General features: G+C 68.1%; 25 protein-coding genes and 1 pseudogene. 17 read left to right on the top strand and 9 right to left on the bottom strand.

Annotation, left to right across the window (positions count from 1 at the left end; translation table 11 throughout):
* Positions 1–117 precede the first annotated feature (117 nt).
* Entirely contained in the window at positions 118–432 is a 315-nt protein-coding gene (locus ACZ7DY_RS23190; protein WP_471138003.1) for a hypothetical protein, read from the bottom strand.
* Positions 433–699: 267 nt separating this feature from the next.
* On the opposite strand from ACZ7DY_RS23190, the gene rpsF reads away from it, so the two are divergent.
* The 4 genes from rpsF (at position 700) to rplI (ending at position 2439) form a co-directional block, all read left to right on the top strand.
* Entirely contained in the window at positions 700–990 is a 291-nt protein-coding gene (gene rpsF, locus ACZ7DY_RS23185; protein ID WP_016644628.1) for a 30S ribosomal protein S6, read from the top strand.
* Between the two features lie 78 nt (positions 991–1068).
* Positions 1069–1665 (top strand): single-stranded DNA-binding protein, encoded by a 597-nt coding sequence (locus tag ACZ7DY_RS23180; RefSeq protein ID WP_471138001.1) that lies wholly within the window; start codon positions 1069–1071, stop codon positions 1663–1665.
* A 72-nt stretch (positions 1666–1737) separates the two neighbouring features.
* Positions 1738–1974, top strand: coding sequence for a 30S ribosomal protein S18 (gene rpsR, locus ACZ7DY_RS23175; RefSeq protein ID WP_003949403.1), 237 nt, complete (start codon positions 1738–1740; stop codon positions 1972–1974).
* Positions 1975–1992: 18 nt separating this feature from the next.
* A complete protein-coding gene (gene rplI, locus ACZ7DY_RS23170) occupies positions 1993–2439 on the top strand; it encodes a 50S ribosomal protein L9 (protein WP_150185080.1) in 447 nt (148 codons plus the stop codon).
* A 129-nt stretch (positions 2440–2568) separates the two neighbouring features.
* Here the strand turns inward: rplI and ACZ7DY_RS23165 are convergent, their stop codons facing one another.
* On the bottom strand, positions 2569–3906 hold the full coding sequence (locus ACZ7DY_RS23165; RefSeq protein WP_471138000.1) for an MATE family efflux transporter: 1338 nt from the start codon (positions 3904–3906) through the stop codon (positions 2569–2571).
* A gap of 460 nt (positions 3907–4366) precedes the next feature.
* On the opposite strand from ACZ7DY_RS23165, the gene dnaB reads away from it, so the two are divergent.
* From dnaB to ACZ7DY_RS23125, 8 genes and pseudogenes are all read left to right on the top strand, one after another.
* Positions 4367–5842: a replicative DNA helicase gene (gene dnaB / locus ACZ7DY_RS23160; protein WP_471137999.1), complete on the top strand. Its 1476-nt coding sequence runs from the start codon at positions 4367–4369 to the stop codon at positions 5840–5842.
* A 484-nt stretch (positions 5843–6326) separates the two neighbouring features.
* Positions 6327–6761, top strand: coding sequence for a TnsA-like heteromeric transposase endonuclease subunit (locus ACZ7DY_RS23155; RefSeq protein WP_471137998.1), 435 nt, complete (start codon positions 6327–6329; stop codon positions 6759–6761).
* A complete protein-coding gene (locus tag ACZ7DY_RS23150) occupies positions 6758–8890 on the top strand; it encodes a helix-turn-helix domain-containing protein (protein WP_471137996.1) in 2133 nt (710 codons plus the stop codon). Before ACZ7DY_RS23155 ends, ACZ7DY_RS23150 begins: the two co-directional genes overlap by 4 nt.
* Positions 8887–10011 (top strand): AAA family ATPase, encoded by a 1125-nt coding sequence (locus ACZ7DY_RS23145; RefSeq protein WP_471137994.1) that lies wholly within the window; start codon positions 8887–8889, stop codon positions 10009–10011. The genes ACZ7DY_RS23150 and ACZ7DY_RS23145 overlap by 4 nt, the downstream gene beginning before the upstream one ends.
* The gene (locus ACZ7DY_RS23140; protein WP_471137992.1) at positions 10008–12713 is read left to right on the top strand and encodes a TniQ family protein; all 2706 of its coding nucleotides are present in this window, start codon (positions 10008–10010) and stop codon (positions 12711–12713) included. The genes ACZ7DY_RS23145 and ACZ7DY_RS23140 overlap by 4 nt, the downstream gene beginning before the upstream one ends.
* 8 nt (positions 12714–12721) lie before the next feature.
* Positions 12722–13024 carry a hypothetical protein gene (locus ACZ7DY_RS23135; RefSeq protein WP_471138695.1) on the top strand — a complete coding sequence of 101 codons (303 nt, stop codon included), beginning with the start codon at positions 12722–12724 and terminating at the stop codon, positions 13022–13024.
* Between the two features lie 110 nt (positions 13025–13134).
* Positions 13135–14037 carry a DUF3626 domain-containing protein gene (locus ACZ7DY_RS23130; protein ID WP_471137991.1) on the top strand — a complete coding sequence of 301 codons (903 nt, stop codon included), beginning with the start codon at positions 13135–13137 and terminating at the stop codon, positions 14035–14037.
* Positions 14038–14056: 19 nt separating this feature from the next.
* Positions 14057–14170 (top strand): annotated as a pseudogene (locus ACZ7DY_RS23125) (phosphotransferase); the annotation flags it as partial.
* Between the two features lie 136 nt (positions 14171–14306).
* Here ACZ7DY_RS23125 and ACZ7DY_RS23120 read toward each other — a convergent pair.
* Positions 14307–15152 carry a class I SAM-dependent methyltransferase gene (locus ACZ7DY_RS23120; protein WP_471137989.1) on the bottom strand — a complete coding sequence of 282 codons (846 nt, stop codon included), beginning with the start codon at positions 15150–15152 and terminating at the stop codon, positions 14307–14309.
* A gap of 260 nt (positions 15153–15412) precedes the next feature.
* Between ACZ7DY_RS23120 and ACZ7DY_RS23115 the strand changes: the two genes are divergently transcribed.
* Entirely contained in the window at positions 15413–16798 is a 1386-nt protein-coding gene (locus tag ACZ7DY_RS23115; RefSeq protein WP_471137987.1) for a serine hydrolase domain-containing protein, read from the top strand.
* A 48-nt stretch (positions 16799–16846) separates the two neighbouring features.
* Here the strand turns inward: ACZ7DY_RS23115 and ACZ7DY_RS23110 are convergent, their stop codons facing one another.
* Both ACZ7DY_RS23110 and ACZ7DY_RS23105 read right to left on the bottom strand, forming a co-directional pair.
* The gene (locus tag ACZ7DY_RS23110) at positions 16847–17299 is read right to left on the bottom strand and encodes a GNAT family N-acetyltransferase (protein ID WP_471137986.1); all 453 of its coding nucleotides are present in this window, start codon (positions 17297–17299) and stop codon (positions 16847–16849) included.
* A gap of 103 nt (positions 17300–17402) precedes the next feature.
* On the bottom strand, positions 17403–17861 hold the full coding sequence (locus ACZ7DY_RS23105; RefSeq protein ID WP_471137985.1) for a MarR family winged helix-turn-helix transcriptional regulator: 459 nt from the start codon (positions 17859–17861) through the stop codon (positions 17403–17405).
* 140 nt (positions 17862–18001) lie between these two features.
* On the opposite strand from ACZ7DY_RS23105, the gene ACZ7DY_RS23100 reads away from it, so the two are divergent.
* Both ACZ7DY_RS23100 and ACZ7DY_RS23095 read left to right on the top strand, forming a co-directional pair.
* Positions 18002–19222, top strand: coding sequence for an MFS transporter (locus ACZ7DY_RS23100; protein ID WP_471137983.1), 1221 nt, complete (start codon positions 18002–18004; stop codon positions 19220–19222).
* Positions 19223–19292: 70 nt separating this feature from the next.
* The gene (locus ACZ7DY_RS23095) at positions 19293–19721 is read left to right on the top strand and encodes a GlcG/HbpS family heme-binding protein (RefSeq protein WP_471137982.1); all 429 of its coding nucleotides are present in this window, start codon (positions 19293–19295) and stop codon (positions 19719–19721) included.
* A gap of 52 nt (positions 19722–19773) precedes the next feature.
* Here ACZ7DY_RS23095 and ACZ7DY_RS23090 read toward each other — a convergent pair whose 3' ends face one another.
* Positions 19774–20643 (bottom strand): GNAT family N-acetyltransferase, encoded by an 870-nt coding sequence (locus ACZ7DY_RS23090; RefSeq protein ID WP_471137981.1) that lies wholly within the window; start codon positions 20641–20643, stop codon positions 19774–19776.
* 5 nt (positions 20644–20648) lie between these two features.
* Positions 20649–21185 (bottom strand): DUF2269 domain-containing protein, encoded by a 537-nt coding sequence (locus ACZ7DY_RS23085; protein ID WP_471137979.1) that lies wholly within the window; start codon positions 21183–21185, stop codon positions 20649–20651.
* A gap of 76 nt (positions 21186–21261) precedes the next feature.
* Between ACZ7DY_RS23085 and ACZ7DY_RS23080 the strand changes: the two genes are divergently transcribed.
* Complete coding sequence (locus ACZ7DY_RS23080; RefSeq protein WP_471137978.1) at positions 21262–21894, top strand: HAD family hydrolase; 633 nt, start codon at positions 21262–21264, stop codon at positions 21892–21894.
* A 389-nt stretch (positions 21895–22283) separates the two neighbouring features.
* Positions 22284–23777: a globin domain-containing protein gene (locus ACZ7DY_RS23075; protein ID WP_471137976.1), complete on the top strand. Its 1494-nt coding sequence runs from the start codon at positions 22284–22286 to the stop codon at positions 23775–23777.
* On the opposite strand, the gene ACZ7DY_RS23070 is transcribed toward ACZ7DY_RS23075, so the two are convergent.
* Positions 23774–24256 (bottom strand): NUDIX domain-containing protein, encoded by a 483-nt coding sequence (locus ACZ7DY_RS23070; protein ID WP_471137974.1) that lies wholly within the window; start codon positions 24254–24256, stop codon positions 23774–23776. The genes ACZ7DY_RS23075 and ACZ7DY_RS23070 overlap by 4 nt on opposite strands.
* An 84-nt stretch (positions 24257–24340) precedes the next feature.
* On the bottom strand, positions 24341–25255 hold the full coding sequence (locus tag ACZ7DY_RS23065) for a LysR family transcriptional regulator (protein WP_471137973.1): 915 nt from the start codon (positions 25253–25255) through the stop codon (positions 24341–24343).
* Between the last annotated feature and the right edge of the window lie 44 nt (positions 25256–25299).

Genomic DNA, 25299 nt, shown 5'->3' with positions numbered 1-25299 from the left:
ATGGGTACAGGGGCTCCGGCTCTCGCGCCGAAGCCTACTGCGCCCTGCGAGCGCCCCGTCTGGGCGTACGGAACTCCGGCCCCCGGCCGGCGTCGCGACCGGGGGTCCAGGAGGCCGTCAGCCGACGACTCCGCCGAAGAGTCCGCCGTGGGCCATGCCCAGGAAGAAGCCGACCGCCGAGGCGCCGAGCCCCAGGATCAGGCCGAAGCGCTCGCGGGTCGTCACCGAGATGAACTGGCCGTATGCGCCGGTGACGATCCCGACGAGGCCCGCCCACGAGCTGATCAGATGGAGGTTGTGGAACATCGCCGTCACGAAGGCGATCACCCCCAGCACCAGGGTCACGCCGACGAGCGCGTCCTGAAGTGGATGAGCCCTGCCGTCCGTGGCGAAGAGCGAGGTGGCGGAATTCGGTCGCATTGCTTGTGCCATGTGAGGCACCTCCTGCGGAAGACGGCGCATCGTAGCGCCATACACACCCGATGTGTACAGATTCTGCCCGTCCGACGCCGGATTTCAACCGGAAGCCTCGGTGCGGGTACTCTGTACCGTCTGCACCGGTGTCTGCCCAGTCCACAGCATGAGCCCCCCGCTCGCGGGAGCCGATTGTCAGTGGCGGCCGATACCGTTGCGTACGCATCACGACCCTCCTGCCACGGAACGACCGTGGCCGCTGAGTCCAAAGGAGGTGGGTTCCACATGCGTCACTACGAAGTGATGGTCATCCTCGACCCCGATCTCGAGGAGCGCGCTGTCTCCCCGCTGATCGAGAACTTCCTCTCCGTCGTCCGTGAGGGCAACGGAAAGGTCGAGAAGGTCGACACCTGGGGCCGTCGTCGTCTCTCGTACGAGATCAAGAAGAAGCCCGAGGGCATCTACTCGGTCATCGACCTGCAGGCCGAGCCTGCGGTCGTCAAGGAGCTCGACCGCCAGATGAACCTGAACGAGTCGGTCCTCCGGACCAAGGTCCTCCGTCCCGAGATGCACTGAGCTCTCTAGCTCAGCAGCACCCGGGAATCGAGTAGCAGCAACAAGCAGCCAGCAGCAAACCCGCCGAGAGGTTCCCCCATGGCAGGCGAGACCGTCATCACGGTCGTCGGCAATCTTGTCGACGACCCCGAGCTGCGCTTCACCCCCTCCGGTGCGGCGGTCGCGAAGTTCCGTGTCGCGTCCACCCCCCGCACCTTCGACCGTCAGACGAACGAGTGGAAGGACGGCGAAAGCCTCTTCCTGACCTGCTCGGTCTGGCGTCAGGCGGCTGAGAACGTCGCGGAGTCGCTCCAGCGAGGCATGCGCGTCATCGTGCAGGGCCGGCTGAAGCAGCGGTCCTACGAGGACCGTGAGGGCATCAAGCGCACGGTCTACGAGCTGGACGTCGAGGAAGTCGGCGCCAGCCTGAAGAACGCCACGGCCAAGGTCACCAAGACCACCGGTCGCGGTGGCCAGGGCGGTTACGGCGGCGGTGGCGGCGGCCAGCAGGGCGGCGGCTGGGGTGGCAACCCCGGTGGCGGTCAGCAGCAGGGTGGCGGCGGTGCTCCCGCCGACGACCCCTGGGCGACCGGTGCGCCGGCCGGCGGTGGCCAGCAGCAGGGCGGCGGCGGTGGCGGCTGGGGCGGAAGCTCCGGCGGCTCCGGTGGCGGCTACTCGGACGAGCCCCCCTTCTAAGCCTCAGGGCTTTCCGGCCTCGGGCCGGAGGGTGGGCCGTAACCCACTTCTTGATCACACAGGAGATACACCATGGCGAAGCCGCCTGTGCGCAAGCCGAAGAAGAAGGTCTGCGCTTTCTGCAAGGACAAGGTCACGTACGTGGACTACAAGGACACGAACATGCTGCGGAAGTTCATTTCCGACCGCGGCAAGATCCGTGCCCGCCGCGTGACCGGCAACTGCACGCAGCACCAGCGTGACGTCGCCACGGCCGTGAAGAACAGCCGTGAGATGGCGCTGCTGCCCTACACGTCCACCGCGCGATAAGGGAAGGGTGACCGACCAATGAAGATCATCCTCACCCACGAGGTCTCCGGCCTCGGCGCCGCCGGCGAGGTCGTAGACGTCAAGGACGGCTACGCCCGCAACTACCTGATCCCGCGGAACTTCGCGATCCGCTGGACCAAGGGTGGCGAGAAGGACGTCGAGCAGATCCGTCGTGCTCGCAAGATCCACGAGATCGCGACCATCGAGCAGGCCAACGAGATCAAGGCCCAGCTCGAGGGCGTCAAGGTCCGTCTGGCCGTCCGCTCCGGCGACGCCGGTCGTCTCTTCGGCTCCGTCACCCCGGCTGACATCGCTTCGGCGATCGAGGCTGCCGGTGGCCCGAAGGTCGACAAGCGCCGCGTCGAGCTTGGCGCGCCGATCAAGACGCTGGGCGCCCACGCGACGTCCGTGCGTCTGCACCCCGAGGTTGCCGCGAAGGTCAACGTCGAGGTCGTCTCCGCCTAAGCACTGCGCTTGGCAGGACTGAGTGAAAGGGCCGCACCCACTGGGTGCGGCCCTTTCCTTCGCGCTGGGCGGTGGTGTTTCACGTGAAACACCACCGTTGAAGTCTGTGGAAGCCGGTGGAACACGGGCTCAGCGTGTGGCGCCCGTGACGATCCAGTGGCCGGAGCGGGAGCGCAGCCACAGGGTCAGCATCCGGACCACCATCATCAGCGTCATCGCTCCCCAGAGCGCGGTCAGGCCACCGCCGAAGACCGGCACCAGCAGGGCGACCGGTGTGAAGACGGCCAGCGTGATGATCATGGCCCAGGCGAGGTAGGGCCCATCGCCCGCGCCCATCAGGACGCCGTCGAGGACGAAGACGATGCCGCAGACGGGCTGGGCCAGGGCCACCACCACGAGGGCGGGCAGCGCCGCGTCCTGGACGGTGGCGTCACCGGTGAAGAGCGGGATGAACAGCGGCCGGGCGAGTACGACCAGCAGGCCGAGGACGACGCCCGAGGCGACGCCCCACTGCACCATCCGGCGGCAGACGGCGCGCGCGCCGTCCGGATCGTCGGCGCCCAGATAGCGGCCGATGATGGCCTGGCCGGCGATGGCGATGGCGTCGAGTGCGAAGGCCAGCAAACTCCACAGAGACAGCACGATCTGGTGGGCGGCGACGTCGGAGTCGCCGAGCCGGGCGGCCACGGCGGTGGCGATCATCAGGATCGCCCGCAGCGAGAGGGTGCGGACCAGCAGGGGCGCACCGGCTTGTGCACAGGCCCTGATACCGGCGGCGTCCGGCCGCAGTGAGGCGCCGTGCCGCCTGGCGCCGCGTACGACGACGAAGAGGTAGATGGCGGCCATGCCGCACTGGGCGATGACGGTGCCCCAGGCGGAACCGGCGATGCCGAGGTCGGCGCCGTAGACCAAGCCGACGTTGAGGACGCCGTTGGCGATGAAGCCGCCGATCGCGACATATAGCGGGGTCTTCGTGTCCTGCAGGCCGCGCAGGACGCCGGTGGCGGCGAGCACGACGAGCATGGCGGGGATGCCGAGCGAGGAGATCCGCAGATAGGTGACGGCGTAGGGGGCCGCGGTGTCCGAGGCGCCGAAGAGTTCCACGAGGGCGGGCGCGGTGGGCAGGACGACGGCGATGACCGCGGCGCCGAGGAGGAGCGCGAGCCAGATACCGTCCATGCCCTGGCGGATGGCGGACTGGAGGTCTCCGGCTCCCACCCGGCGGGCGACGGCCGCGGTGGTGGCGTAGGCGAGGAAGACGAAGACGCTCACCGCGGTGGTGAGGAGTGCCGAGGCGACGCCGAGGCCGGCCAGTTGTGCGGTGCCGAGATGGCCGACGATGGCGCTGTCGGCCATGACGAAGAGGGGCTCGGCGACGAGCGCGCCGAAAGCGGGAACGGCGAGCGCGATGATCTCTCGGTCGTGCCGTCGCCTTGCGGCCTTGGGTGCCGCGGGAGCCTGTGTCATGGACACCAATCTAATCTTCCACAGGTAAGAGATGCAATGTTCTTTAGACCCTTACTTGATCTCTCTCATGACGCACCGTGACGCGTGGTTTGCAACGATCTTGGTCCGACTGGGGAAGTTTTTCTTCTGCACAGCCGGTGGATGGGAAAAGTGCAGGTCAGACGGGTTTTGCTGAACGGTCTGAGTGCTTGTTCACAGGGCTGTCCACCGGACCGTGCACAGGTTTCGCGGAGTTCTCCACAGCATAGGGTCCGTCATCCACACCGCCTGTGGATAACCAGATTGGCTGACGGTGCCCACAGGCCTACCGTGGTCCGGCGCCCGCCTCGTCCTGCGACCTCGGAAACCACGTAAAACCGACGCGTCAGAACCGGAGTTGGGCCCCCTTATTTGTCAGTGTCGTGCCGTAGGAAAGAGGGGCACGGCGAGGTCCGCTCGGCGGACGGGAGGAGGTGGCCCGGTGAGTATCTCCGAGCCTTTGGACGACCCCTGGGCCGACAGCGGTCCCAGTGACCGTCTGCCCGTCTCCCGTCAGCGCCGCGACGGAGGCCGCGGCCGCGACGAGCAGCACGACCGGGGCCGGGAGAGCAGTTGGGACGGCGGAGGTTCGTCGTTCGAGCGCGTCCCCCCGCAGGATCTCGACGCGGAGCAGTCCGTGCTCGGCGGCATGCTGCTCTCCAAGGACGCCATCGCCGACGTGGTCGAGGTCCTCAAGGGCCACGACTTCTACCGCCCCGCGCACGAGACGATCTACGCCTCGATCCTCGACCTCTACGCGAAGGGCGAGCCGGCCGACCCCATCACCGTGGCGGCCGAGCTCACCAAGCGCGGCGAGATCACCAAGGTCGGCGGCGCATCGTATCTGCACACGCTGGTCCAGACGGTCCCCACCGCGGCCAACGCCGAGTACTACGCGGAGATCGTCCACGAGCGCGCCGTGCTGCGCCGCCTGGTCGAGGCCGGCACCCGCATCACCCAGATGGGATACGCGGCCGACGGTGACGTGGACGAGATCGTCAACAGCGCCCAGGCCGAGATCTACGCGGTCACCGAGCAGCGCACCACCGAGGACTATCTGCCGCTCGGCGACATCATGGAGGGCGCTCTCGACGAGATCGAGGCGATCGGCTCGCGGTCCGGGGAGATGACCGGCGTCCCGACCGGCTTCACCGACCTCGACCAGCTCACCAACGGCCTCCACCCGGGCCAGATGATCATCATCGCGGCCCGTCCCGCCATGGGTAAGTCGACGCTGGCCCTGGACTTCGCGCGGGCCTGCTCGATCAAGCACAACATGCCGAGCGTGATCTTCTCGCTCGAAATGGGGCGCAACGAGATCGCGATGCGTCTGCTGTCCGCCGAGGCACGGGTGGCCCTGCACCACATGCGGTCCGGCACGATGACCGACGAGGACTGGACCCGGCTCGCCCGGCGCATGCCGGACGTCTCGGCCGCCCCGCTCTACATCGACGACTCGCCGAACCTGTCGATGATGGAGATCCGCGCCAAGTGCCGCCGCCTCAAGCAGCGGAACGACCTGAAGCTCGTCGTCATCGACTACCTCCAGCTGATGCAGTCGGGCGGTTCCAAGCGAGCCGAGAGCCGCCAGCAGGAGGTCTCGGACATGTCGCGAAACCTGAAGCTCCTCGCCAAGGAGCTGGAGCTGCCGGTGATCGCGCTCTCGCAGCTGAACCGTGGCCCCGAGCAGCGCACGGACAAGAAGCCGATGGTCTCCGACCTGCGTGAATCCGGCTCGATCGAGCAGGACGCGGACATGGTGATCCTGCTGCACCGCGAGGACGCGTACGAGAAGGAGTCACCGCGCGCGGGCGAGGCCGACATCATCGTGGGCAAGCACCGTAACGGCCCCACGGCGACGATCACCGTTGCCTTCCAGGGCCACTACTCCCGCTTCGTGGACATGGCGCAGACCTGAGTGAGGGGAGGGTAGGGTCTCAGATTTCGCTGCACAGTCTCACGCTCTGCTTCATATTGGCTGCACTTATGCAGTGGCCGTGAGACAAGCAGGTCGGCGCGTTCACTCTTTCGGGCTACTTGGCTCCGAGCTCAGGCGTCTGCTCTCGACGGCGGGCAGTCTGGTCGTACGGACCGTGGTCTGGGCGGGGGTACGTCATGGGCTTTGCTGCGGAAGTCTTGGTCAGAGTGCGCCGCCATGATGGCGACGAGGTCGAGGAGTATGCCTGGCCGGCCGCTTCCAAGGATCTGTTGGCCTCCGCGGCGCCGTGGCGGGTATTCCGCTGGTACCGAGGGCAGAAGCACTACTCAGGTACCTACTGGTCAGCGACCATGCACGATCACGTGATCTACGAATCCCGCCTGGAGCTGGCCCGATTGCTCTTCGCGGACTTCGATCGCAGCGTCCATGGCATCGTGGCTCAGCCTTCCTGCTTCAGACCGTATTGGAGGGGAAGATCCGCAAGCACATTCCGGACTATCTCCTGCTCACCGACCAGGTGCCGGTGATCGTTGACGTCAAGCCGCTGCATCGTGTGTCCAAGCCCGAGGTCGCGTTCACCTTCGATTGGACCCGGCAGGCGGTGGAGGCGCGCGGATGGAAGTACGAGGTGTGGAGCGAGCCTCCGACGGTGGAGCTGGAGAATGTCCGATTCCTGGCGGGCTACCGCAGGGACTGGCTGTTTAGTGCCGCGCTGCTGGAAGAGCTTCGTGGAATTGATCTGGATGGAGTGCCCTTGGGGCGGGCCGTGGCCTGTCTGCCTGGTCATCCGGGACCCAAAGTTCGGTCAGCCATCCATCATTTGCTCTGGACGCAGAGTCTTGTTACCGATCTCGACCAGCCACTCGGCCCGTCGCGCACGCTGCGGCAGCCGGCATGAGCAGGGCCGGGGCTCGCGTCGGAGTTGGTACGCGATTCCGCTACGACGGAGAGACCGTCGAAGTGGTCGAGCTGGCGGCGACGACTACGGGAAACGAGGTGGTTCTCAAGGACGGGCATGGCTGCGTGCGGCGGCTGTCCCTGAAGGAGCTGTTGTTCTCCGACCGTGCCGAGATCGTTCCTGACCAGGCCGGTCCGTCGGCAGATGATGCTGGGGAGATCGCTTCGGTTGTCCTGAGTCAACTGCGTGATGACGAGCGACGGAAAGTCCTGGAGCGAGCGGAACATGTCCGCGAGGTCCTGACGGGCTACCGCTCGGGCAGTGCGGAGCTTGCACGCGCAGGAGAACCTCGCACCGAGTACGAGCCCGGTGAGTCGGCCGAGGCCAAGTACGCAGCGAAGGCTCGGGAACTTGGGGTGTCGGTCCGCTCGATCAAGCAATGGGTCGCGGATTTTCGGCGTCACGGTGAGGCCGGGCTTGTCTCGAAGCGCGGCTTGTCCGGGCCGACGCAGCCGTCGGTCGATGATCGGTGGGTGGAGACCGCGTTGGAGGTGATGGTCGAGCACACCGGTCAGTCGAAGCCGTCGCGGACGCTGGTGATTGAGCGGACGCGGGCCCGGGTGGTTGCCCGGTTCGGTGCGGAGGTGGTGCCGCAGCCGAGCAGGGCGACTGCGTTTCGGGTGCTGGAGGGCCTGGAGCGAAGGCATCCGCTGTTCCGGTTGAGTACGAAGCGGAACCGGGATATCGCGGATCGTCCGGAGGGTCCGTACGGGAAGCTGCGGCCGACGCGGCCGGGTGAGTATCTGCTGATGGACACCACGCGGTTGGACGTGTTCGCGTTCGATCCGCTGACGTTGAAGCGGGTGCAGGCCGAGCTGACGGTTGGGATGGACTGGTACACCCGCTGCATCACAGGGATTCGGCTGACGCCGGTGTCGACGAAGGCGGTAGATGTCAGCGCGGTGCTGTTCCAGTCGTTCAGGCCGCGGCCGGCGGGGCGGAACTGGCCGCGCGGTGCGGTCTGGCCCGAGCATGGCATCCCGCGCACGGTCCTGGTCGACGTCGAGGGTGCCGTCGGTCCCGGGCTGGCCTCGCCACCGCTGGTGCCCGAGACGCTGGTGGTCGATCACGGCAAGGTCTACGTCTCGGAGCATCTGACGAGCGTCTGCCGCCGGATGGGGATATCGATCCAGCCTGCGAGGCTGCGGACGGGCCGGGACAAGGGACCGGTGGAACGGTATTTCCGGACCTTGAGGGAAGGGCTGCTTGAGGCGCTTCCCGGTTACAAGGGACCGGACATCCACTCTCGGGGCGAGGCTCCGGAGGACGATGCGTTCTTCTTCCTGGACGAGTTGGAGGCGGTGATCCAGGAGTGGACGGCGGTGGTCTATCACTGCAGGCCGCACGCGAGTCTGGTCGATCCGGGGGTGCCGGGACTGCGGATGTCCCCAGCGAAGATGTTCGAGCACGGGATGGCCCGGGCCGGCTGGATTGAAGTCCCGCGGGACAAGGACCTGGCCTTTGAGTTCCTCGCCACGAAGTGGCGCACGATCCAGCACTACGGGGTCGAGATTGGCCGTCGCCGCTACAGCGGCCCCGGCCTGAAGGGCCTGAGTGGTATCCGGAGTCCGTACGACGGTCCGGTCAAGAATGGCTGGCCGTTCCAGGTGGATCCCGACGACATCACCCGGATCTACTTCCGTGATCCGGCCACCCGGGCCTGGCACACGTTGGTCTGGGAGCACGCGCCGTCGGTCGAGATGCCGTTGAGTGAGGACGCGTTGACATTCGCCCGGCAGCTGGCTGCTTCGAAGTATCGCTTCCCGGACGACCGGCTCGCTGTCGCTGACTTGCTGGAGCGGTGGAACCTCGGGCTGGGCACCACGATCGCAGAGCGGCGCATGGCCCTGCGGCTCTCACGCGAGCAGGCCGCCATCGAACTTCCGAAGGGGGAGGCGGAGACGGTCGTCTCGCTTCCGTCCGTACGCAAGGCCCTCGGTCAGGACGAGATGCCCACGGAACCGCGGGAGCCCGACGTGGTGACGGAGACGGGGGACGACGACGAGGCCGATCTGGAGGACCTCGCCAACGACAACGACTTCTACGCTGATGCGCTGGAGGATGTGTGAGCGAGGACAGCGTTCCGGGGCCGGACAATCTTGCCCTGTCGCGGAAGGAGGACTTCAAGGCGTTCGCCGAGAGTCCTCGCCGCATTCAGCCCGATCTGCTGACCCGCAGGCAGCTGAAGTCCCTGGCGATGCAGGCGCGAGCGGACTACGACCGGCGTCGCCGGAAGTGGCACGCGAACATCGGCCCGATCAAGACACCGCAATTGGCGGATCTCCACGAGGACTTGTGGGACATCGTCGACAGCAACGAGCACGACGGCGACAAGGCCAAGGGGGCGGTGGCTGTCGATGCGTTCCCGGGGCTGGGCAAGACGACCTCGGTGCTGGCCTTCGCCCGTGACTTCCACCAGCGGGAGATCGAGGAGTCGGGCCCTTTCACGAGCCAGGGGCACGAGCGGATCCCCGTCTGCCGGGTCGGGCTGACCGGGAACACCGGGATGAAGGACCTCAACCGGGCCATGCTGGAGTTCTTCGGCCATCCCGGACAGGGGCGGGGCACCACCGCTCAGTTCGGACGACGGGTGCTGGACTGCGTGTTGTCCTGTGATGTGCGACTGGTTGTTCTGGACGATCTGCACTTCTTGAAATGGGGACAGAAAAGCGGCATTCAGGTGAGTAATCACCTGAAGTGGATCGCCAACGAGTTCCCGGTGACGCTGCTGATGGTGGGGGTCGAACTGGCGGAGAAGGGCCTGTTCGGCGAGGGAACGAACGGGCGCGACACCGCTCTGGCCCAGACCGGCCGTCGGACCACCCGCCTGGGACTGCGTCCGTTCACCATCGAAGCGGAGGCCGGGCGCCGGGAATGGCGGCACATGCTGCTGGCCCTCGAACAGCGTCTCGTGCTCACCGAGAAGCACCCCGGCATGCTCGCGGACGACCTGTCCGACTACCTCTTCGCCCGCAGTACCGGACACATCGGCTCGCTGATGACGCTGATCAACCGCGGTTGCCAGCGGGCGGTCCGCACTGGCGTCGAACGTCTCGATCAGGAACTGATGGACCGGGTGAAGAACGACGAGGCATCCGAGGCGGCCCGCCTTGAGCTCCAGGCGGCCCTGGAACGGCGCCGCTTGACCAGCCGCCCCCGCTCGCGCTCGCGGTCGGGCACAGCCGCGTGATTACGCGCGTCCGCACCCTGCCGATCCGGGTTCCCCCGCTACCGGGGGAGGCTCTGGACTCCTGGACTGAAGCCTTGGCCCGACGGCTGGACAGCCCACTCGGCGAGGTGCTGCACCATCTCGGACTTCCGCCGCGAACGGGCCATGGGGATCACCTCCGGGGCATCCCGCGCGACTGGACGATCCTTCTGAACGGGGCCCACACCACGAACATCGCGCATGCGAGCGGGCTGGACGAGCGCACCGTCACAGACATGACGTTGATGTACTACGACGGGCGGGCCGTTCGCATCAATACCGAGCGCCCGAACGTCAACCGACGGGTGCTCTGGGGCCGGGGCAGCGGGTCGCGCTTTTGCCCGGACTGTCTCATAGAGAGCGGCGGCCGCTGGCTGTTGTCTTGGCGGCTGGGCTGTTCTTTCGCCTGCCTTCACCACGGCCGACTGCTGGCGGACTGCTGTCCTGCCTGCAACCAGATCCCCCGAGAACGGCCCGCATCCACGCCGGCGATCCCCCGGCCGCATACCTGCGGCTCTCCATATCCGGGCCCGGGCGGAGGCTTCTCCAAGGGCTGCGGTTTCGATCTGACACAAACCCGTACGCTCCGGCTCCCCGCCTCGCACCCGGCGTTGCTGGCACAGGCCCGTCTGTTGGACCTCATCGACGCGGACACCGCTGATTTCGGCGCTTACCAGTACAGTCCGGAATCCGCACGACAAGCCCTCACGGATATCCAGGCGATCGCGAGGCGCGTCCTGCAAGACCTGCCCGCCTCCGACCTACGGAACCTGGTCCCTCGCGATATCGCCGATGGGCACCTCATTACCGATCCCGGCTGCCCGCTCGCCTCACGCGCCGCCGAGCGGCCCGGCTTCATGGCACCTCCGCGAGCTGTCAGCACGGCCGCCTCGGTCGCCATCGCCCTGCACGTTCTCGATCAGCCCGACATTCATCGGGCCGGCCGGGTGCTGCGGGACCTGATCGAGGCGATGCGCGAGGAACTCTGGCAAGTCAGCATCACCAGCATCGACGGCTGGGGGCGCGACCTGAGCACGGTCCTGAACGCGGTACACATCGCGGCTCTTGCACCCAGCATGCGGCCCACTGAACAACTCCGGCATCGCACCTCCGCCGCCATGCCCCGCCGCACGGAGAAGACCAGCCTGGATATCGACCGAAGGGCCAGGAAGATCCCCAGCATGTTCTGGCCTGTCTGGATGGCCCGGCTCACTCCACCAGAAGGGGTCTATCCCCGCGCTATCGCCCCGGTCCTGGCCGCTTCCCTGCTGATCGTCGGTAGCAAAGCGCGACTCGAGGACGTTGCCGGACGTCTCGGCTCGGCCACCACCGGGATCAACATCTCCCGCATTCTGCAGTGGCTTCAGGATCTGCCGCAGTGGACCGACACGGCTGTTGCCCTGGTCCGGCTCGCTGATCATCTCGATGCCACCGAGGTGCCTATCGACTATCAGCGGCGACGCCGCCTGGACTACACCCGTCTGCTTCCCCGCAGCCGCTGGTCACTGATCTGTCGTAACACCGGCACTCCAGTCGGCAGAGGGCCCCGCGAGCAGATCGTCCGAAGCCTGCTCTTCCAACGCATCAGCGGCCTCCCCGCCGAAGCCTTCCCCCGCTACCAGGGGCTCACCGAAGCAGAGTTCAGGCAACAGACCGCCTACTTCGCGGCCCTACAAACCCCCGAACTCGCCGATGCACTGGCTGGAGAAGCAAGACACTTCCTTGCCGAGAACCACATCCACAACGAGCCGATCACATGGCAGCCGCCCGCCACGCTGCTGAGCGGTCTCGACCTGCCCGGATCCGACCCGGATCACGTCGACATCCCCCGCCTCCACCAGCTCGTCCGCCAGCACAAGCGCCCCGTCCAACATGCGGCCCGCGTGCTCGACACCAGCATCGCTGCCATCCGCTATGTCCTGGACGAACACCCTGCCCCCGCAGCCGAGGTGACCGAGCGCTCAGCGCGATCCACCGTCCAGATCCGTCAGCGAGCTCGCCGCGAAGTCCCGAAGGACGTCCTGGCACGCCTCTATCTCGACGAACGCCATTCACTCCAGGCGATCGCCGATATGACCGGCTTCTCCCGCGGATTGCTGACGGATCTTGCCCGCGAATACGACATCCCGATCGCTGGCTTCCAAGGCCGTCAGCCCCGCGTGACCATCGAACGGGCCTGGCTCTTCGAGCAGTACGTCGTCCGCCGACGGCCCCTGCCCGACCTGGCCCGCGAGCAAGGCATGAGCCGCTCGAACATGGCCCGCTGGGCCCGCGTCCATAACATCCCCCTCCGTCGCAGCGGAGGAGGAAGTCACCATGCAGCCCTCCGAACAACCGAACTGGCCGTCCAACTCCCCGCTACCCTGCGAAACGGCCTCACCAGTCCCTTCGCATGGCAGAGAATGCGACACTTCGCGGCCGCATCGTCCTTCCCTTCGATCCATGAGGCAGCGCGAGCCCTCAGCATCAATCGGCCAACGCTGGTGAACCAGATCAACCAGCTTGAGGGAGACCTCGGACAGCTCCTGCTGGAGCGGGCCACGCGCGGCAGAGCCATGAAGCTGACCAGCTTTGGCAAACGCGTGGTCACCGCGATCACCAAGATCCCTTCCGAGGAAAGAGTCCACCGCGCGCTCACTGCCCAAGACAGTCATGGCGCCCACACCGTCATCATTGACCGGTGACCACTTGGATGCGCTGCTACTGGGACGAGGAAGACACCTGGTTCTACTTCGAGGTCGACGCCGAAGGCTGGGTGATTCGGCAGGTCGAACTCGAAGGCCCCGAGCTGACCCCAATCGCAGCTGCCTCTCTCGCCGAGTGGCAGCGAGCCTACGACGCAGGCCGCCTCGACGAGTACGACAGCAGATTCGGCATTACCGCCGAGCTGCCCGTCTCGGAATGGGAAGGCCACGACCCTGAGCAACTTACCTCCGCGGAGTTCCAGAAAGTCTGGGGTCCTGCCCGTCGGCAGATCGCAGCTCGGCTCCGCTGACCTCTCTGTCTGCGGGCGGGTTCTTGGCTATGTCCCGATACAGCAGTGCGAACTCTCTGGCCAATTCAAACCCGGTGTGGTCACAGATGATGTTCGGGCACACTGCGCGGATGGGTACTGATGTTGGTTGGTCCCCGCAGGAGAGGGCTCTGCGTCACGTCGCGGCCCTGTCCTCGGGAGGGCCGCTCAACCGCGGACTGCGGCTGACGATGAACTTCCACCCCGACCGCATGGCGGGCGACCGCCCGATCCTGCTCAAGATGGCGGAGGACGGAATTTACCGGTCGCAGTTCGTGACCGGCACCAGCAATGGCGGTCTGACCGCCCACCCAGGCGGGGACAGGTGGCGCTGGGAAAACCGTATCTTCGGAGGTGCCTACGACCACGCCGCCGCTGGCGAACGCCCCGTTTACGGAGCGCTGAACTACCGGCGAGATGCTGTCGGCGGGGCACCTCGATTCGGCTCCTCGCACTTCAGGCTCATAATCAAGACTCTCGCGCGAGCCACGTTCTGCTACCCAGACAGCTCCACCGACCCCTCGGCGTTCGGAGTTGCAAACCGCTTCTCGCTCCTTGAGCTGGCCGAGGCCGACGGCCTCGATGCCTTGGACGGCCACATCGAAGCGCAGATTCATGGGCCGGTCAGGTTCGACTGCGACGTCGAAGCCCTGGTCCTAGATCCCAGCTATCGCGGCACGGCCGTGGAAGACATGGCCCGCCGACTCCCATGCGCCATTGAGTGGCATCCCGGCTTCCGACTCGCCGTGGATCACTTGCGACGCCATCCGGACTACCGCGGACAGGAGTACGTCGATCTAGGCGCCGAGATCGCGGTCGACGGCTGGCTTGATCCCCGGATCATTGGAGATGCTGCCCACACAGACCGCTACGAGCCACAGGCGCTCAAGAAGGTCTGGCACTGCCTGGCGCGCTTCGGCTCGCCACTTCGCACGAACGCTGAAGCGCGGGACTCAGTTCCGGCCTGCTGTCTCCTGGAGCCGGCGAGCCGGTGACCCACCGTTCATTGGCACCCTGCGGCCTGCATGGGCCCACATGAGCCTTCGCATGGTCGACTGGGCCATCAGGCACTTCACACCGACCGATGCGGAGCACTGGCTGGACCTGGCCACACAACGCGTGCACTGACGTTTGCCAGCCGAGGAAATGACACGGCGCTGAGACAAAGTCGGCTGGCCAAGCTGCGAGACAACCGGATAAGACGCAGGTCACTGCACCCGCGCCATGACACGAGCCGCGAGATCCTACACGGAGCTGCGTTCGCTCAGGTGACCCGCGCGGTCACCAGGGTCTCGAAGGTGTAGGGCCGCAGCCCGTCGGTACGGCCGGGGAAGTACCGCTGCTGGAGGTCTGCACGTGTGGGATGGTCCACGACCTTGAGCCCGCACCGGCTGATCAGCCTATCGATCTCGATCACCGGCCAGCCGGGCTGAAGAGGCTCGCCGGTCGCAGCCGCGATCGGTGTGTAGATCCGGGCGAATTCCGTTCCCGCGTCGTCCAGCACACAGTCCTCGGCCCGGTAGGAGAACACCACCTCAGACCCGGGAGCGGCCGCCGCGATCGTGCGCAACGTCGACTCGATCGCCTGCGCCGTCAGATAGGGAGCGACACCCGTCCAGCAGAACATCGCCGGCTGCGCCCAGTCGAACCCGGCCGCGCCCAGAACGTCCTGAAGCGGTTCGGCCTCGAAATCAATCGGCACGAAGACCTGCGAGTCGCTGAGCGGCAGGCCGAGCACCGTGACCCGATCGAGTTTCCAGGCCTGGGAAGCGGGATGATCAACCTCGAATACCGTCAGCGAGCCGAGCAGATCCGGCCGCCGCCACGCGAACGAGTCAAGCCCCGCGCCAAGAATCACGTACTGCGTGAAGGCGCCGGCAGCCAGTCGGTCCTCGGCGTACCGGCTGCGGGTGCAGACAGCCGCGCGGGACTCGCGACAGACCGGGCCGGGGAACAGCGGATCGAACCGGTCTCGCAGCTCCCGCCATACCGGGCCGACAAGCACCAGGGCCAGCGCGTCATCCAGGACCCACGGCGACGCTGTCTCCAGGCGAAACAATCCACGCGACACGGCCGCGAACATCGCCGTTCTGCTCGGCGCGCTCTCCATGCATTCCTCCCGCCGGCCAGAACCTATGCGCGCCCACTCCGCGCACTTCACAGGATGCGCCTGAAGCGCCCTGACAGCGACAGGCCTGCGTGAGCCGTACGACGAGGGGGCTTCGGTTCCCTGGAGGGGTGGACTCGGGTTGAACGTCACCAAGCGGAGGCGGCGCGGTCTCGCTGTCCTGGGCATCCTGACCTGGTCTGTCTTGGGGCGGCGGGGCGAATTCGCTCGACTCAGGGGCGTCGCCCGGGTGAACTGGTGCCATGACGACACCCCATGAAGATCTCCTTCCCGCCACTCGCCGCGCCCTGCTGCACCGCATCGCCACCGCCCAGGCCGAGGGCCGGACGCCGTCGCTGGTCGGGGCGGTGGCCAGGGACGGTGAGTTGGTGTGGAGCGGCGGCCGCAGCATGGTGGACGGTCACGCGCCGGACGAGCACGTCCAGTACCGCATCGGTTCGATCACCAAGACGTTTACCGCCGTGCTGGTCATGCGGCTGCGGGACGAGGGTGTCCTGGACCTGAGTGACCCGCTGGAGAAGCACCTGCCGGGGACCAGCGTCGGCGAGGTCACGATCGCCGAACTCCTTTCCCACACAGGTGGCTTGGCGGCCGAGACGCCGGGAGCGTGGTGGGAGCGCACGCCCGGTTCGACCCGTCCGGAACTCGCCGACGTGCTGGGACAGGACCCCTTCAAGCACCCGGTGGGACGTCGTTTCCACTACTCCAACCCCGGCTATACGTTGCTGGGTTCGCTGGTGGAGGCGTTGCGCGGAGCCCCGTGGGAGGACGTGCTGCGCCGCGAGGTCCTCGAACCGCTGGGGCTGGACCGTACGAGTGCGCAGCCGCAGGCTCCGCACGCCGGCGGCTTCGCCGTACACCCCTGGGCCGACGTGATGATGCCTGAACCCGTCGAGGACCTGGGCCTGATGGCTCCGGCCGGCCAGCTGTGGTCGACGGCGGCGGATCTGGCGCGGTTCGGGTCCTTCCTGGTGAAGGGGGACGACCGGGTGCTCGGTGCCGAGTCGGTGCGGGAGATGCGGATACCGGCGGCGCCGCAGCAGGCGGGGGAATGGGACAGGGCGTATGGCCTGGGAATGGACCTGCTGCGGTGGGAGAGGGGCAGTCTGGCGGGGCACGGTGGTTCCCTGCCGGGCTTCCTGGCCGCTCTGTGGGTGAGTGAGGCGGACGGGCTTGTCACGGTCGCGCTCGCCAACTGCACGTCGGGGCCGCAGGTGGGGGCGCTGGCAGTGGACCTGTTGAAGATCGTGGCTGACGCCGAGCCCCGCATCCCGGAGCCGTGGCGGCCTCTCGGTGAAGTCGACGAGAAAGCACTGGAGTTGGCGGGTCCCTGGTACTGGGGGACGCAGGTGCTCGCGCTGCGGTTGACGCCCGACGGTGGGGTCGAGCTGGGCCCGCTCTCCGGCGCGGGGCGGCAGGCCCGGTTCCGACCCAATGGGGACGGCACTTGGACGGGCCTCAACGGCTATTACGCGGGGGAGCTGCTGCGGGGCGTACGGCGGGGGGACGGTTCGGTGAGCCATCTCGACCTGGGCTCATTCGTCTTCACCCGTGAGCCGTACGACGAGGGGGCTCCGGTTCCTGGCGGGGTGGACCCGCAGGGGTGGCGGGGCTTCCCGCAGGCGTGACGTGGTGAGGCGGCATGTTTCACGTGAAACATGCCGCCTCAGCGTCGATCAGAGCGGAAGCTTGAAGCCCACGTGCGACGCCGCGAAACCGAGCCGCTCGTAGAAGCGGTGGGCGTCGGTGCGAGAGGCGTCGGAGGTCAGTTGCACCAACTGGCAGCCCTGGCGCCGGGATTCCTCGATGGCCCATTCGATGAACCGTGTGCCGAGGCCGCTCCCGCGCTCGTCGGCATGGACCCGTACGCTCTCGATGATCGACCGAGTGGCGCCCTTCCGTGAGAGCCCCGGGACGATCGTGAGCTGGAGCGTGCCGACGACGCGTCCCTCGCGCTCGGCGACGACCAGATGCTGGTTCGGGTCGCGGGCCAGTCGCTCCAACGCAGTGACGTACGGAGTGAGGTCATCCGGCGACTCACGTGCGGCGCCCAAGGGGTCATCGGCGAGCATGCCCACGATGGCGGGCAGATCCGCAACCGTGGCGGGGCGTATTTCAAGGTCTCCCATGGCCGCAGCCTATGCCTCCCCCCGCCACACCCGTGCCTCATGGGCCGTGGACTGTGCCTACCCGGCCGCGGCCCGCCTCGGCTGTGGTCGGGCCGGGTCTCTCCTACGCGGGTACGCGCAGCGTTTCGACGGCCTTGACCAGCGGAGCCAGCTCCGGGTTCTGCGCGGCCTCGTCGAGCGCCTCGCGCAGGGCGGCGTCATTGGTGGGCCGCGCTTCGGCGAGCAGCGCGGCACCTGCCTCGCTGACGTCCGTGTAGATGCCGCGGCGATCGGTGGGGCACAGGTAGCGGGAGAGGAGGCCCCGCTCCTCGAGCCGGGTGACCAGGCGGGTGGTCGCGCTCTGGCTCAGCACCACGGCGTCGGCGACCTGCTTCATCTGCAGGTGGCCGCCCTCTCCGTCGTGCTGGCGGTTGAGGACGTCCAGGAGGGCGTACTCCCGCACGCTCAGGCCGTGGTTGCTCTGCAGGGCCCGCTCGATACGGGCCTCGATCTTCCCGTGGAGCAAGGAGAGGGCGCACCAGCCCTGAGCGAGTGCGGTGAGTGCGGGATCTGTCGCTGTCATGGCTCTCTCTTCCTCCGTCCCGGAGTGGCTGCACCCAGAGTAATCCACCGATGCAATATCCGGCGGTTGCAAGTATCCCGCGTCTGCAATTATTGTGGTTGAACGTTAAGCGCATCTGCAATCGTTTGGAAGGTAGATCCATGCCTCTCGCGCTTCTGGCCCTCGCGATCGGGGCCTTCGGGATCGGGACCACCGAGTTCGTGATCATGGGGCTGCTTCCCGAGGTCGCGGGTGACTTCGGCGTCTCCATCCCGACGGCCGGCTTCCTCGTGACCGGCTATGCCCTAGGCGTCGTGCTCGGCGCCCCCCTGATGACCGCCCTCGGCACCCGGATCCCGCGCAAGCGGATGCTGATGCTCCTGATGGGCCTCTTCATCGTCGGCAATCTGCTCTCCGCCGTCGCTCCGGTCTTCGGCGTGATGCTGGCGGGCCGCGTCGTCGCCTCGCTCGCCCACGGCGCCTTCTTCGGCATCGGCTCGGTCGTCGCGGCCGAACTGGTCGCCCCGGAGAAGAAGGCGGGCGCCATCGCCACGATGTTCTCGGGGCTCACGGTGGCCAACGTGGTGGGCGTGCCGCTCGGCACCCTCGTCGGCCAGGCCATCGGCTGGAGGACCACCTTCGTGATCGTCGCCGCGTTGGGCGTCCTCGGCCTCCTCGGCGTCGCCAAGCTCGTGCCCGACCTGCCCAAGCCCGAAGGCGTACGGCTGCGCGACGAGATCGGCGCCTTCCGCAACGTCCAGGTGCTGCTCGCCATGGCGATGACGGTCCTCGGCTTCGGCGGCGTCTTCGCGGCCATCACCTACATCACGCCGATGATGACGGACGTCGCCGGTTACGCGGACTCCTCCGTCACCTGGCTGCTCGTCCTCTTCGGGCTCGGCATGGTCGGCGGCAACCTCGTCGCCGGACGGCTCGCGGACCGCGTGCTGATGCCGATGCTGTACGTCACGCTGGGCTCTCTCGCCTTGGTGCTCGGCCTGTTCACGCTCACCGCGCACAACAAGGTCGCGGCCGCCGTGACCGTCCTGCTGATCGGAGCGCTGGGCTTCGCCACCGTGCCGCCGCTGCAGAAGCGGGTCCTCGACCACGCCGCGGGCGCCCCGACGCTCGCCTCCGCGGTCAACATCGGCGCCTTCAACCTGGGCAACGCGCTCTCCGCCTGGCTCGGCGGGCTCGTCATTTCCGCCGGCCTCGGCTACACCGCCCCCAACTGGGTCGGTGCGGTGCTCGCCGCCTCCGCCCTGGTCCTGGCCGTCGTCTCCGCCGCTCTGGAGCGCCGCTCCGGAGGCCACAGCACCGTCGTGACGGGCGCGGCACCGACGGCCGCGGAGCACCCGGCGCCGGTGGCGGCCCACCACTGACCGCCTCCACACGCCTCGTCCCCGCCCCCTCCCCCGTATCACCGGCAACACCCGCAAGGAGAAACCCCTCATGAGCACCACCACCCCCACCGCCGTCGCCCCGCTGACCATCGAGGACGCCGAGCTTCTCGTCACCGCCGCCCGCCGCGCGGCCGAGGAATCCGGTGTGACGGTCAGCGTCACCGTCCTCGACGCCGGCGGCCACCTCCTCGCCTTCCGGCGCGACGACCGGGCCGTGCTGATCTCCGGGGAGACCAGCACCCGCAAGGCGTACACCGCCCTGCAGCTGAACACCCCGACCGCCGACCTCGTCGACGCGGTCCAGCCCGGCGGTCTCTTCCACACCCTGCCGACCGCGCTCGACCGCCCCCTGCTCTTCATCGCGGGCGGGGTGCCGGTCCACCGCGACGGCCGCCTGATCGGTGCTATCGGTGTTGGCGGTGGCGCGCCCGAGCAGGATCACGGCTTCGCGACGGCGGCCGTGGAGGCTCTCGTATAGCGCCTGCCCGCGCCCGTCCGCGCGACCTGAGCCGGCCCCCCGGCGGGCCGGCTCAGCCCGCGGCGACCGTCAGCGGCGCGAAGCGGCGGGACCAGTCGCCGGGGAGGTCGGGGGTCCCGTATGCCATCACGGCGTTCTCGGCGACCGGTTCGAGGCCGCTCTCCTTGACCCACGCCAGCAGCTCTTCGTGCCGTACGTCGATGTCGGTGCGCAATGGGCGGTCGGTGTGCGCACCCACCGCGGCGATGAGCGCCTTGGCCGTCTCGGTGTCGCGGGCGATGAGCGGGCCCACCACATGCGTCTCCATGTTGGGCCAAGCGCCCACGTAGCCGACGATCTCACCGTCGGACTCCGCGACCCGGAACTGGTCGGTGAAGGCGGGCAGCCGGGTGATCACATGCATCCGGTCGTGACCGAAGACCTCGGTGTCGAGCCGGAGGATCGCCGCCAGGTCCTCCGCGGTGGCGGGGCGCGTCAGGATGTCGGGGAGCGGTCCCGCGGGGGCGAAGCGTCCCACGACCATCTCGGCCCGGCCGATCGCCTTGAAGCCGAGCTGTTCGTAGAGCGGCCGGCCGAAGGGTGTCGCATGGAGGGTCAGAGGGGTGGTGCCCGCCTCCTCGACGGCGTACCGCATCAGCCGACGGCCGATCCCCCGCCGCGCGTACCGCTCGGCGACGAGAACCATGCCGATCGCGGCGAGACCGGGACGCTCCTGGGAGCCGTACCGGGTCACTACGTAGGCGCCGATCAGGCCGTTTCCGTCGGGGTCGTCGATGCCGTAGCCCGTACCGGCCGAGAGCAGCAGACCCCACTTGTGTTCTTCGCGCGGCCAGCCCCGGTCCTCGGACAGGTCGGCGCAGGACGCCAGATCACGGAGCGTCAGCGGGCGGATGGGCAGTGCGGAGAGGGAAGGTGTCGACACGCGGGTCAGGCTGTCTGACCGACCTCCTCGGCGTCCACCCGTTTGTGGGCGGAAGCACGTTCCTTCTGGCCACGGCGGGTGAGCCCCCAGGGCTTCAGCACCGATATGACCGTCATGAAGAGGTAGGCGCCGAGCGAGACGACGGGGCCGGCGATGAGGCCGCTGGGGTCGGCCGGCGGGACACCCGCAGCGACCTCCGCGGCCCGGTCGCTGACCCCGGGGCGGAGCGAGAACGCCGACAGGCCCGTGGTGATCAGAGTCAGCCAGAACTTCGCGTAGACCCAGCGGTACCTCGCCAGGCCCCACCGGGTGCCCAGGGAGAGCAGCAGGCCGCTCAGCAGCGTGAGGAGCGCGAGGGGAAGCACGAGCCAGTCCGTGAACACCTTCATCGAGCGGACGGTGGCCTCGATGAGGGCGGGGGATTCCGTCGTGACGGCGGTGAGGGCGAGAGCGAGCAGCCCGAGGGTGAGACCGAGCCAACCTGCTGACCCGACCACATGCAAGACCAGGGAGACCCGACGAGCGGGACGGCTAAGTTTCACGTGAAACACGATGCCGAACAGCGGGTGCGGGGGCGTCTGACAGCGGGAGTAACCGCGGGTACTAGCCTCGGCGTACATGGCACGCCTACACCTCTTCGATCTGGATGGGACGCTGCTGCACGGCACGGCGGCACCCGTGGAGATCTCGCGCCAACTCGGCCTGGACGCGGAGATCGCCGAGCTGGAGCGGGACTTCGTGGCGGGACACATCGGGTCGCCGGAGTATGCGGTACGGGTGCACGCCCTGTGGGCGGAGCTCACGGACGCCCAGGTGACGGCGGCCTTCGACGGAGCCCCCTGGCTCTCTGGCATCCAGGAGACCTGGGCCGAGATCCGGGAGCGCGGGGAGTACTGCGCGGTGGTCTCCCTCTCTCCGTCGTTCTTCGTGGAGCGGCTCATCGGGTGGGGCGCGCACGCCGCCCACGGTTCGCGTTTCCCCGCCGTGCCGTTCACCGAGCCGGTTGATCCCACGGGCATTCTCGACGCGGCGGCGAAGGTGAAGATCGCGGACCGGCTCTGTGAAGAGTTCCGGGTGGGCCGGAGCGACTGCGTCGCGTACGGCGACTCGCTTTCCGATCTGGACCTGTTCAGGGTGGTGCCCGTTTCCGTGGCGGTCAACGCGGATCAACGGCTGGCGAGGCTGGCCACCCACTCATATGTCGGCCGGGATCTGCGCGAGGCATACGAATTGGTCGGACAGGGCAGGTAATCCAGGCAATTGGCAGGCAGCACCGCTGAATTCCGGGGAGGGAAGAGGGGGCTTGTGCGTGCGGCGGCTGCCGGTATGGTCGACCACTGTTCGTGCCGGGCGCGCCTCTTCGCGCGCTGAGGAGCACGCGCGCAGGCCCATGGAGCCTAACGGGACGAAGAGATCGAGAGCCCGTACTTCCTGTTATGCGGCCGGCGCGGCAACGGGGAATGGGATGCTGCGGGTGAGGTGACTGCGGCCAATGTCACATTCTCCGCCTACTTGTCCGTAGGGCTCGGGAAGCCGGGCAGTGTGGCCGTGACGGCCGTCGATGCAGAGCGGGGAAAGAAGGCAGCTTCCGGCAGGAAGTGCGCAGACCGACCGAGAGATGTTCGAGGCGAGGCACAGCAATGGACGCTCCGACCACCACGTCGGCGGATGACGGTACTTCCGGCGACGGAGGCGGCTGGTTCACCCCGCGCAGTACCCCGAAGCAGCACGAGGGCCGTGAGGGTCCCGAGGGCTCCGAAGGCGGTGAGCGGCGGCAGCCGGGTCCCGCCGAGCCGTCGGCGTCCGCTGCCTCTGAGGACCCCGCGGACGAGCGAATAGCCGCCGCCGCGACACCCCGGCCCGCGACTGCTTCGGCCCAGGCATCTCAGCCCGCGGCTGCCCCGGCCCAGGTGTCACAGACCCCGGCCGCGTCGGCTCCGGCGTCCCGGACTCAGCCGCCCGCCCCTCAGTCCCAGGCGACCTCGCCGCTCGCCCCCGCTCCGACGGCGGACCCTTCCCGGAAGGCGTCCCCCGACGCGGTCCTGGTGCAGCGCACGATGGCCGAAATAGCCCCCGTCGCCGACAAGGTCACCTCGTACTTCTACGCGCTGCTCTTCACGCGCCACCCCGATCTGCGGGCGCTGTTCCCCGCAGCGATGGACACCCAGCGGGACCGGATCCTCAAGGCGCTGCTGACCGCCGCCGAGCACATCGACCACACCGACGTGCTCGTCTCGTACCTGAAGAACCTCGGGCGCGGACACCGTAAGTACGGCACGCAGCCCGAGCACTACCCGGCCGTGGGCGAGTGTCTGATCGGCTCGCTGAGCCGGTACGCGAGCGCGGTGTGGGACGAGGAGACCGAGGCCGCCTGGGTCCGGACGTACACGACGATCTCCCAGATCATGATCGACGCGGCGGCCGAGGACGAGCTGCGCGCCCCCGCCTGGTGGTTCGCAGAGGTCGTCTCACACGACCTCAGAACCCCTGACATCGCTGTCGTCACGGTCCGCCCCGACCAGCCATACCCCTTCCTCGCCGGGCAGTACACCAGCCTGGAGACACCCTGGTGGCCGCGGATCTGGCGGCACTACTCCTTCGCCTCGGCGCCCCGCCCCGACGGGCTGCTGTCCTTCCACGTCAAGGCCGTCCCGGCCGGCTGGGTCTCCAACGCCCTGGTGCACCACGCCCGCCCCGGAGACATCCTGCGGCTCGGCCCGCCCGCGGGATCGATGACCGTCGACCACACCACCGACAGCGGACTGCTCTGCCTGGGCGGCGGCACCGGCATCGCCCCCATCAAGGCACTGGTCGAGGATGTCGCCGAACATGGCAGGCGGCGCCCGATGGAGGTGTTCTACGGAGCCCGCACCGACCACGACCTGTACGACATCGACACCATGCTGCGGCTCCAGCAGTCCCACCCGTGGCTGGCCGTGCGCCCGGTGGTGGACCAGCGCGCACAACTGCCGGACGCCGTGCGCGAGTACGGGCCGTGGAACGAGTACGACGCCTACCTCTCGGGACCGCCCGGCATGATCCGCAACGGCGTGGACGCCCTGCGGGACATCGGCATCCCGGACGGCAGGATCCGCCACGACGCCGTCGAGGAACTGATGGCGGCGGCCGACTAACCCAGGTCGGGGGCGTGCATCGCCCGCACGCCCTCGATGTTGCCGTCCAGGTAGTGCCGCAGCGACAGCGGTACGAGATGGACCGAGGCGATGCCGACCCGGGTGAAGGGCACGTGCACGATCTCGTACTCGCCGCACGGCTCCTCGACCTCGGGGCCATGGCGCTGACCGAGGTCCATGGACTCCAAGCGGCAGACGAAGAAGTGCTGCACCTTCACCCCGGTCGCGCCGCCGTCCTCGCCGATGTGCTCCACCGTGTCGACGAAACACGGGACGACATCGGTGATCTTGGCGCCGAGTTCCTCGTGGACCTCGCGGTGGAGCGCGTCGACGACGGACGCGTCCTCCGTCTCCACGCCGCCGCCCGGGGTGACCCAGTACGGGTCGACACCCGGCTTGGTGCGCTTGATCAGGATCAGGTCGTCTCCGTCCAGCAGGACGGCACGTGCGGTGCGCTTGACCACGGGTCGGACGGTCATGGGGGAAATGTGGCCCGGACTGTTCCACGTGAAACATCGCGCACCGACCGCGCCCCCCATCAAGCCCAGTCGGACGCGCCGCCATCAAGCCCAGTCGGCGGCGGCCCGCAGCAGCCACTCGTGCGCCCGCGCGATGTGCGGCATCGCGAGAGTCCCGGTGCGCACGGCCAAGAAGTAGGTGCGCAGCGGAGGCACCGCGGGGTCCAGGAGCGCCACCACATCGCCACGCTCCAGGGCGTCGGCGCACAGATAGCGGGGCAGCACGGCGAGGCCCGCGCCGGAGACCACACAGGCGAGGACGGCGCGCAGGTCGGGGACGATGACGGCACCCGCCGCGGCGGGACGGGCGTCGAAGACGGCGGCCCAGTAGCGGGAGACGAACGGCAACGACTCGTGCACCTCGACCAAGGGGAGCTTCTCCAGCTGCGGCGCCACACCACGGCGCAGCGTGCCCGCACCGATGCGGGCGGCCCAGTGCCCGCTCGCGATCAGGACGTGCTCCTCGTCGCAGAGCGGTGTCGCGGTGAGCAGGGGGCCGCGAGGGCGGGCCGTGGTGATGGCCAGGTCGTGATGCCCGGCGGCAAGGCCCTCCAGGACCCCTTCCGCGGTGCCGAACGAGGCGCGCAGGGCGTAGCGGTGGCCGTCCTGGCCGTCCTGGCCAGCCAGTGCGGTGAGGGCGGGCAGTGCGCGCTCCGCGGTGAACTCCGGAGGTCCCGCGAGGTGGAGCGTGCGGACCGACGAGTCCTCCTCCAGCCCGGTCTCGGCGATCTCCACCAGGGCGTCCAGATGGGGTGCGGCCTTGTGGGCGAGTTCGTCGCCGATGGTCGTGGGCGTCACGCCGCGGGCCCGGCGCAGGAACAGCGGCCGTCCCACCTGCTGCTCCAGAGTGCGGATCTGAAAGGTGACGGTGGGTTGGGAGAGCCCGAGCAGCGCGGCCGCACGGGTGAAGGAACCGGCCCGATGCACCGTCACGAAGGTGTGCAGCAGGGCCAGATCCATGCCGACGTCCCTCCCATCCGCGCCTTCAGGACGCACCACTATAA

The sequence above is a fragment of the Streptomyces sp. NPDC037013 genome (assembly GCF_055607265.1).
This window is presented reverse-complemented; position numbering and strand designations above follow the sequence as displayed.

What these genes read in the sequence shown, in the direction of transcription:
- ACZ7DY_RS23190 (WP_471138003.1), bottom strand. Translation starts at nt 432, where the DNA reads ATGGCACAAGCAATGCGACCGAATTCCGCCACCTCGCTCTTCGCCACG.
- rpsF (WP_016644628.1), top strand. Translation starts at nt 700, where the DNA reads ATGCGTCACTACGAAGTGATGGTCATCCTCGACCCCGATCTCGAGGAG.
- ACZ7DY_RS23180 (WP_471138001.1), top strand. Translation starts at nt 1,069, where the DNA reads ATGGCAGGCGAGACCGTCATCACGGTCGTCGGCAATCTTGTCGACGAC.
- rpsR (WP_003949403.1), top strand. Translation starts at nt 1,738, where the DNA reads ATGGCGAAGCCGCCTGTGCGCAAGCCGAAGAAGAAGGTCTGCGCTTTC.
- rplI (WP_150185080.1), top strand. Translation starts at nt 1,993, where the DNA reads ATGAAGATCATCCTCACCCACGAGGTCTCCGGCCTCGGCGCCGCCGGC.
- ACZ7DY_RS23165 (WP_471138000.1), bottom strand. Translation starts at nt 3,906, where the DNA reads ATGACACAGGCTCCCGCGGCACCCAAGGCCGCAAGGCGACGGCACGAC.
- ACZ7DY_RS23150 (WP_471137996.1), top strand. Translation starts at nt 6,758, where the DNA reads ATGAGCAGGGCCGGGGCTCGCGTCGGAGTTGGTACGCGATTCCGCTAC.
- ACZ7DY_RS23135 (WP_471138695.1), top strand. Translation starts at nt 12,722, where the DNA reads ATGCGCTGCTACTGGGACGAGGAAGACACCTGGTTCTACTTCGAGGTC.
- ACZ7DY_RS23130 (WP_471137991.1), top strand. Translation starts at nt 13,135, where the DNA reads ATGGGTACTGATGTTGGTTGGTCCCCGCAGGAGAGGGCTCTGCGTCAC.
- ACZ7DY_RS23120 (WP_471137989.1), bottom strand. Translation starts at nt 15,152, where the DNA reads ATGGAGAGCGCGCCGAGCAGAACGGCGATGTTCGCGGCCGTGTCGCGT.
- ACZ7DY_RS23115 (WP_471137987.1), top strand. Translation starts at nt 15,413, where the DNA reads ATGACGACACCCCATGAAGATCTCCTTCCCGCCACTCGCCGCGCCCTG.
- ACZ7DY_RS23110 (WP_471137986.1), bottom strand. Translation starts at nt 17,299, where the DNA reads ATGGGAGACCTTGAAATACGCCCCGCCACGGTTGCGGATCTGCCCGCC.
- ACZ7DY_RS23105 (WP_471137985.1), bottom strand. Translation starts at nt 17,861, where the DNA reads ATGACAGCGACAGATCCCGCACTCACCGCACTCGCTCAGGGCTGGTGC.
- ACZ7DY_RS23100 (WP_471137983.1), top strand. Translation starts at nt 18,002, where the DNA reads ATGCCTCTCGCGCTTCTGGCCCTCGCGATCGGGGCCTTCGGGATCGGG.
- ACZ7DY_RS23095 (WP_471137982.1), top strand. Translation starts at nt 19,293, where the DNA reads ATGAGCACCACCACCCCCACCGCCGTCGCCCCGCTGACCATCGAGGAC.
- ACZ7DY_RS23080 (WP_471137978.1), top strand. Translation starts at nt 21,262, where the DNA reads ATGGCACGCCTACACCTCTTCGATCTGGATGGGACGCTGCTGCACGGC.
- ACZ7DY_RS23075 (WP_471137976.1), top strand. Translation starts at nt 22,284, where the DNA reads ATGGACGCTCCGACCACCACGTCGGCGGATGACGGTACTTCCGGCGAC.
- ACZ7DY_RS23070 (WP_471137974.1), bottom strand. Translation starts at nt 24,256, where the DNA reads ATGACCGTCCGACCCGTGGTCAAGCGCACCGCACGTGCCGTCCTGCTG.
- ACZ7DY_RS23065 (WP_471137973.1), bottom strand. Translation starts at nt 25,255, where the DNA reads ATGGATCTGGCCCTGCTGCACACCTTCGTGACGGTGCATCGGGCCGGT.